Genomic DNA, 6,004 nt, shown 5'->3' on the forward strand with positions numbered 1-6,004 from the left:
CCCCGACGCGGCGCTTGAACTCTCTGCCGACGGCCATTTGATCGCCATGACGCCCACCGGCAGCGAGACCAGCGCTCGCAACAGCACACTGCTCGTGCTGCTGGGCATCGCGCTGCGCAGCAGTGGCCTGCCGCTCAAGCTGTTTGACAGCTCGGGCGGGTTCCGCCTGCCCGATGGCTCGGTGCTGAGCCCCGATGCCGCCCTGGTGCGACTCGAGCGCTGGCAGGCCCTCAGCCCCGAGCAGCAGCGCAGTTTTGCGCCGCTGTGCCCCGATGTGGTGATCGAGCTGGCCAGCCCCAGCGACGAGGGGCCGCGGGGCGCCAGCGCCCTGCGCCAAAAAATGGAGCTCTACCGCCACAACGGCGCCCAGCTGGCGTGGCTGCTGCTGCCCGCCGAACAGGCCGTCGAAATCTGGCGTGGCAGTACTGGGGATGCCGGAGCTGAGGCCATCGCACAACCCCAGGAGCGCATCGAGGCAGCCCAGACACTGGATGCCGGCGACCTGTTTCCTGGCCTGCAGATCGACCTCAGCGAGATCTGGCAGGGCTGAGCGGCGATCGGGCCGGGCACAATGCCCCCATGGGCACACTGCAGCGCTACGACGGCCGCCACCTGGGCGCCGCAACTGCAGCGCACGGTCAGCACCCAGAGCTGCGATGGCTGCACAACGCGCCGCTACCGCAACGACGCCTGCGCCGCCGAACGCCACCACTGCATGGAGGGCGTCGGCCCCCACCAGGTGATCGACTGGGTCGAAGCGCAGCTGAGCTGAACCCGTAGCGGTATTGATGACCTGCGACCGATCCTGGTGCAGATCCCCTGACGCGGAGGTCCTGCCATTCAGGACTGCCAATCATCAAGTCTCGGCGTCAGGCAAGGTCTTTGTGGGGGCCGATTCGCCTTCCTGAAGCGTGTCGTAGATCACCCGCCACAAACCACCAACCACCCCCGCCACGATCAGCAGCACAGGAACGGCCAGCAACACAACCAACAGCAACTGCGACCAGACCAAAACGACAAGAACACCAGCCCCCAGCAACAACAGCAGCGTTGCTTTGATGGCTTTTTTCAGCGAAGGTCGGCGACCAGAAGCCTCATCAACAAGCACGTACGCGTTGAGCGGTGAACGCCAGTTGAGCCTGGCCAGAAAACGGCGCCAAGCCGGCAGCGTCGCGATGAAGGCGCGCTCTTCGGCATAGGGATCGATCAAAGCCATGGACGGGGCCATCAGCTGCGATCACTCTAAAAATCAGCCACCAGTGTTGCGATCGCGCGCACATTCCACCGGGCACCCATCCCGGCGATCCTCGGCGGGCCAGGCCTGGGGGCCCACCCGTGCTCTGTCGGCTCACAGGGCAGCAAACGAACCGCAGGCGGGCGGGTTTCAGAGAACCCTGCACACGCTTGTACACCTGTACAACAGCAGCAATCAGCCGCTCATTTCAGCCCTTTGCCGTAAGGGGTTTGGCAAGACACACTCCCGCGCGAGCTGCGGCAGCCAGGAACAGCAAAACAAGGGGGCTGGGCCTCCTGGCGCCGCAAGGCGCACCAGCCACAACGGTGGGCCGGGCCTGCCATGCCCAACAAACCCCCACGGCCCGCAGGGTGTGCGCAGCTCGAACCCGGTGTGTCGCGGCAAATCTGTCGGCCGCCACTCTGAGTGCCGCCAGACAGTCAGGGTCCTTCAACCTGCTGGGGCAGCGGCGGCCACAACCCCAAACTGCCCGGTGTCAACTACGTAGGGCGGGGCACCTATCCAATCGTCGCCAAACACGATGGGGGAGCGCATGGCGCTGGCCATGGCTCTTTGGGACAGCCTCGATGAAGAGGGCCGCAGGGACGCGCTGCCGCTGGATGACGAGCTGTCTGCCGAGCTTGATCGGCGCGGGAGGACCTTCTCGAAACCCGTCACTGGTATGCCCGACGAGAAGCCGATCTGGGGCTGGCTTTCGCCGAAGCCATCGCCACAGCGATCGTGCGAATCGAGCACGATCCTGCCTCATTCCCACGTGTGCATGGGGAGGTGCGACGGCTCGTGGTGCGGCAGTTTCCTTATGCCGTCGACTACCGGAGGGGCCCAGTCCAGTGGACGCCTCCTCTGCGCTGACTCAGGCCAGCAACTGCGTCAGGTAGGGATCAGCAGGCTCCAGCAGTGGGTTGACGACCCGCACACCACGCCAGCAGAAGCCGGCATGGAGATCTTCGGTCAGCAACAGCCGGGCACCACCCTCAGCGGCCACGTTGACCACCAGCGCATCCCAGCTAGCCAGCTGGTGCGCCACACAAAGATCCATGGCCCCTTGCCAGGCGGTGGTGGTGCTCTCCAGCAATGGAAAAGCATCCATCCAGCCAAGAACTGCGTCCCGGGCTTGGTCGGGCGAGCGACCGGCCTTGCCGGTGAGTACGCGGAACAGTTCACCGAGGCACTGCAGGGGCACCACCAGATCGGCGTCGTTGATTTGCTCGAGCAGCGCCCTCGTGGCGCTCACCCGCTGCACATCCCCAAAGCCCTCGGCGTAGACCAACAGGTTGGTGTCGAGCGCTGCGCGCATCAGTCGTAAAGATCGTCGCGTTGCCAGGCTCGGGCTTCGCCGCTGGCAGGCTGGGTAGCCAGGCGAGCCAAGAGGGCTTGGCGCGCTGCTGGGCTTGTGCGGCTGCCCTGATCCACTGGCGTCAGCTGGGCGACGGGCCGCCCGTGGGAGTGCACCGTGAAGCTCTGGCCTTTCGCCACCTGCCGTAACAGGGAGGAGAAGGTTCGATTGGCCTCAGAGGCGGTGACAACAGCGGGATCGGAAGCCAATGGGGATAACTAGTGAATTTCACTACATTAATCCCGAAAGTCCCGCTTCGCTCCGCCTGGGCAATGGCAGTTTTGCCGCACCGTTGTTCGCGGCAGAACGGGGCCTGCAGCAGGACTACGGCTTTAGGGGCTTCCTGAGAAGGTGAGAGGGCGGCCAGGTTGTCAAAGAGCGACGTCTCGATGTGCGGAACTTTCCCTGGCAAGGCCGTAGTTGATCTGTTCAGCAAGGTGGCTGTGGTTAAGGCTGGAAACGCTCCGAAGTTAGACAGCAACGCCACAGCCCTTTATCGCAGACCAACCAGCCGCTCAAGAGCCTCATCGTCGTAGAGGGCCTGCACTTCAAGGCTGCTGAGCTTGATCAGGGCTTGCTCAAGCTGGGCTCGTTGGGCTGTGGAGGGGTCGACGCTGTAGGCGAGCTGGGCGCGGCTTGCTGCAGCCTCAACTCGAGCGTGTCGAAGTTGCCTACCATGCGCAGATTTGTACATCTGTACAAACGCAGCAATCAGCCGGCGACGAGCTGCCCCAGAGAAGCGTCTGTTCGGCGAGAAGCGGTCGGCGACAACCACAAACATCTCGGCCGCCACACCATATCTGGTGTCTGCAACCCCCCACTTCGGCCCTTTGCCGTAAGGGGGTTCGGCCAAACACACTCCCCGCGGCCGGCCTGTCGCGAACCCCTACGGCGCAAACGCCGCCTTGAGCAGATCCTTGAGCTCCCAATAGGGCGGCGGCGCCACCGGGATCGCCCGCAAGCGCGCGGACTCGGCAAACAGCCGCAGCACCAGGGCCTCCAACTCCTCAAGGCTGGACGCCCAGAACACATCGGGCCGCTCGGCCAGGTGCCGGTGTTCACCCACCAGGCCAGGATCGCCGAACACCACCTGGGGCACGCCAGCCGCCATCACCTCAAAGAAGCGGTGGTTGAGGTCGTGACCAAGGGGCACGTTGAGCACCAGGGCGACCAGGGCGATGGGTTAGGCGGGCTGGAGCCAGTGGAGCCCCTTGAAACGCTGAAAATCCTGATCGAAACTCACCAGTCGCCAGCCGTTGGCGATGGCCAGGGCTGCCAGATAGGCGTCGGTGCAGAGCCGAGCCGGCAACGCTCCGTTGCGCAGCAGCTGGTGAAACACATCAAAGCCATCGTGCTCTGGCGCAGCCAGGCTCACCCCAGGCTGACGGCACAACGCCTCCAACAGCGCCGAGGCATCTGCCGCACGCATCACCGCTGTGCCCATCAGCTTCGGTTGCTGCACCAGGCGAAGCAGGCCCAGGGCTGTGACGGTGCAGAACAGAACACGATCGGCAGCCTGCTGCTCCCAGTACAGCAAGGCCTGCTTGTGGTGACAGTGATCGACGCATGACAGGGCCAGCCACACATTGAGATCAGGCAGGTCGGCCGTGGTGTTCACGCGTCGAGCAGCTCAAACAACACTGCATTGCTTAGGGGGCCTGCCTCGCTAGCGATGGCGCCCTTGATCCGGGGCAAGGTGGCCGCCGATCGCTCAACAGGCGCTTGAGGCAGGGGGTGTTCAGCCCTTGTTCCACATAGCTGTGCAGCAGCTGCTTGAGCGTGACGCGCTGACTGGAGGCCCGAGCCTTCAACCGGGCAAACAGGGGATCTGGCAGCTCGAGCGTGGTTCGCATCGCGACGGCCCATCGTGTGCGCATCTTAGTGCGCATCAACTGGCTGTCCGGGGTGAAACGCGTTGGGCCACCCCCGCTGACTCGCCCGATCGATCCTCAGCACCTAAACCGTCCACGGCAGCCCACGAGTTCAGCGAGACCAACAATAGTACATCTGTGCGCCACACATATCTGGTGTCTGCGGCCCCCAATTTTGGCCATTTGCCGTAAAGGCATTCGGCAAGACACACTCCCCAAGGCCGGCCTGGCGCGAGCCCCTACGGCGCAAACGCCGCCTTGAGCAGATCCTTGAGCTCCCAATAGGGCGGCGGCGCCACCGGGATCGCCCGCAGGCGCGCGGGCTCGGCAAACAACCGCAGCACCAGGGCCTCCAGCTCTTCAACGGTGGAGGCCCAGAACACATCAGGCCGCTCGGCCAGGTGGCGGTGGTCGCCCACCAGCCCCGGATCACCAAACACCACCTGGGGCGCGCCAGCGGCCATCACCTCAAAGAAGCGGTGGTTGAGGTCGTGGTTGAGGGGCACATTCAGCACCAGGGCGTGCTGGGCGTAGAGGGCAGCGGCCTCCTCAGGGCTGCTTGTGGTGGCATGGCAAAACGGCACCCGCCCCCTGGCCTGCAACGCCCTCACCAGCTCGCGGCGGCGGGGGTGATGGGGCCCCAGGCTGCCCACATGCAGCAGCTCAAGCCGTGGCTGCGGCACCCGTTCCGCAGCGGGATAGCGAAAAAACGTGGGCGGCAGCGCTCGCACGGGCACTCTTAGCCGCTGGCGCACAGCGCTGAGCATCGCCGGATTGAACGTCAGCAGCACCGCGTCATGCGGCTCTGCCTCCAGGTAGGCCGCAAGCGCATCCAGGGGACGCTCGCCATGGTGCAGGTCACCGCACACCAGCAACCGCGGGCCACACCAGTGGAGCAGCCCGCGCAGGGGCTGGGCGCGCAGCAAAAAGGGGTCGGTGTAGTGCAGCAACACTCCCCGCGCTAGCATGCCGCCATGGGCCAGAGATGCCTGAAGGCGTTGAACGCCAAGGGTTCTAACCTGAACGCTGCTGCTGCCGCCCGTGAGGCGCGGACCGACCTGGATCAAGCCGGTCTGCTTCCAGAACGGCTGGAATTTTCTGTAGTGAAACAGCAGCGCTGGGTCCGGCATGGAGTTGTGGCACCTGGCATGAGCACCATGATCCTCACCGGCCGCGGCAGTATCCCGAAGAGCTTGGTGGTGGAACTGCGCCGCGACGCCAACCCGGAAACGGTGCTGGCGGAGCTGCAGCGCCGCACCGCCCTGCAAAGCAATTACGGCGCCATCCTGCTGGCGCTGGTGCATGGAAAGCCGATCCAGCTCACCCTGCGCCAGCTGCTGCAGGAATTCCTCGACTACCGCGAGCTCACCCTGATCCGGCGCACCCGCCATGCCCTCAAGCGGGCGGAGGGTCGGCTGGAGGTGGTGGAAGGCCTGATCACGGCCCTCAATGCCCTGCCGAAGGTGATCGAGATGATCACCGCCGCACCCGATGCGGCCAGCGCCAAAGCCAGCCTGCAGGTTCACCTGGATCTCAACGAGC

10 protein-coding genes and 1 pseudogene are annotated in these 6,004 nt (G+C 64.9%); 4 read left to right on the forward strand and 7 right to left on the reverse strand.

Going from position 1 to position 6,004, the window contains the following annotated elements:
• The coding region (locus ACIQ2E_RS11720) for a Uma2 family endonuclease (protein WP_398330626.1) at positions 1 to 550 on the forward strand (550 nt) is incomplete at its 5' end.
• 21 nt (positions 551 to 571) lie between these two features.
• Positions 572 to 772 carry a hypothetical protein gene (locus ACIQ2E_RS11725; protein ID WP_398330629.1) on the forward strand — a complete coding sequence of 67 codons (201 nt, stop codon included), beginning with the start codon at positions 572 to 574 and terminating at the stop codon, positions 770 to 772.
• A gap of 84 nt (positions 773 to 856) precedes the next feature.
• Here the strand turns inward: ACIQ2E_RS11725 and ACIQ2E_RS11730 are convergent, their stop codons facing one another.
• Positions 857 to 1,210, reverse strand: coding sequence for a hypothetical protein (locus ACIQ2E_RS11730; RefSeq protein ID WP_398330632.1), 354 nt, complete (start codon positions 1,208 to 1,210; stop codon positions 857 to 859).
• A 577-nt stretch (positions 1,211 to 1,787) separates the two neighbouring features.
• On the opposite strand from ACIQ2E_RS11730, the pseudogene ACIQ2E_RS11735 reads away from it, so the two are divergent.
• Positions 1,788 to 1,874: pseudogene (locus ACIQ2E_RS11735) on the forward strand (hypothetical protein); the annotation flags it as partial.
• Positions 1,875 to 2,108: 234 nt separating this feature from the next.
• Here the strand turns inward: ACIQ2E_RS11735 and ACIQ2E_RS11740 are convergent.
• The 6 genes from ACIQ2E_RS11740 to ACIQ2E_RS11765 form a co-directional block, all read right to left on the reverse strand.
• Complete coding sequence (locus ACIQ2E_RS11740) at positions 2,109 to 2,552, reverse strand: PIN domain-containing protein (RefSeq protein WP_398330635.1); 444 nt, start codon at positions 2,550 to 2,552, stop codon at positions 2,109 to 2,111.
• Complete coding sequence (locus tag ACIQ2E_RS11745; protein WP_398330638.1) at positions 2,552 to 2,800, reverse strand: type II toxin-antitoxin system Phd/YefM family antitoxin; 249 nt, start codon at positions 2,798 to 2,800, stop codon at positions 2,552 to 2,554. Before ACIQ2E_RS11745 ends, ACIQ2E_RS11740 begins: the two co-directional genes overlap by 1 nt.
• A gap of 284 nt (positions 2,801 to 3,084) precedes the next feature.
• A complete protein-coding gene (locus ACIQ2E_RS11750; protein WP_398330641.1) occupies positions 3,085 to 3,444 on the reverse strand; it encodes a hypothetical protein in 360 nt (119 codons plus the stop codon).
• Between the two features lie 33 nt (positions 3,445 to 3,477).
• Positions 3,478 to 3,753 carry a glycosyltransferase gene (locus ACIQ2E_RS11755; protein ID WP_398330644.1) on the reverse strand — a complete coding sequence of 92 codons (276 nt, stop codon included), beginning with the start codon at positions 3,751 to 3,753 and terminating at the stop codon, positions 3,478 to 3,480.
• A gap of 21 nt (positions 3,754 to 3,774) precedes the next feature.
• A complete protein-coding gene (locus tag ACIQ2E_RS11760; protein ID WP_398330647.1) occupies positions 3,775 to 4,209 on the reverse strand; it encodes a TA system VapC family ribonuclease toxin in 435 nt (144 codons plus the stop codon).
• A 492-nt stretch (positions 4,210 to 4,701) separates the two neighbouring features.
• Positions 4,702 to 5,592 (reverse strand): glycosyltransferase, encoded by an 891-nt coding sequence (locus ACIQ2E_RS11765; RefSeq protein WP_398330650.1) that lies wholly within the window; start codon positions 5,590 to 5,592, stop codon positions 4,702 to 4,704.
• Positions 5,593 to 5,661: 69 nt separating this feature from the next.
• Between ACIQ2E_RS11765 and ACIQ2E_RS11770 the strand changes: the two genes are divergently transcribed.
• A partial coding sequence (locus tag ACIQ2E_RS11770; protein ID WP_398330653.1) for a DNA gyrase subunit A occupies positions 5,662 to 6,004 on the forward strand: 343 nt, incomplete at its 3' end.

Source organism: Vulcanococcus sp., assembly GCF_044369115.1.
Taxonomy (GTDB): domain Bacteria; phylum Cyanobacteriota; class Cyanobacteriia; order PCC-6307; family Cyanobiaceae; genus Vulcanococcus.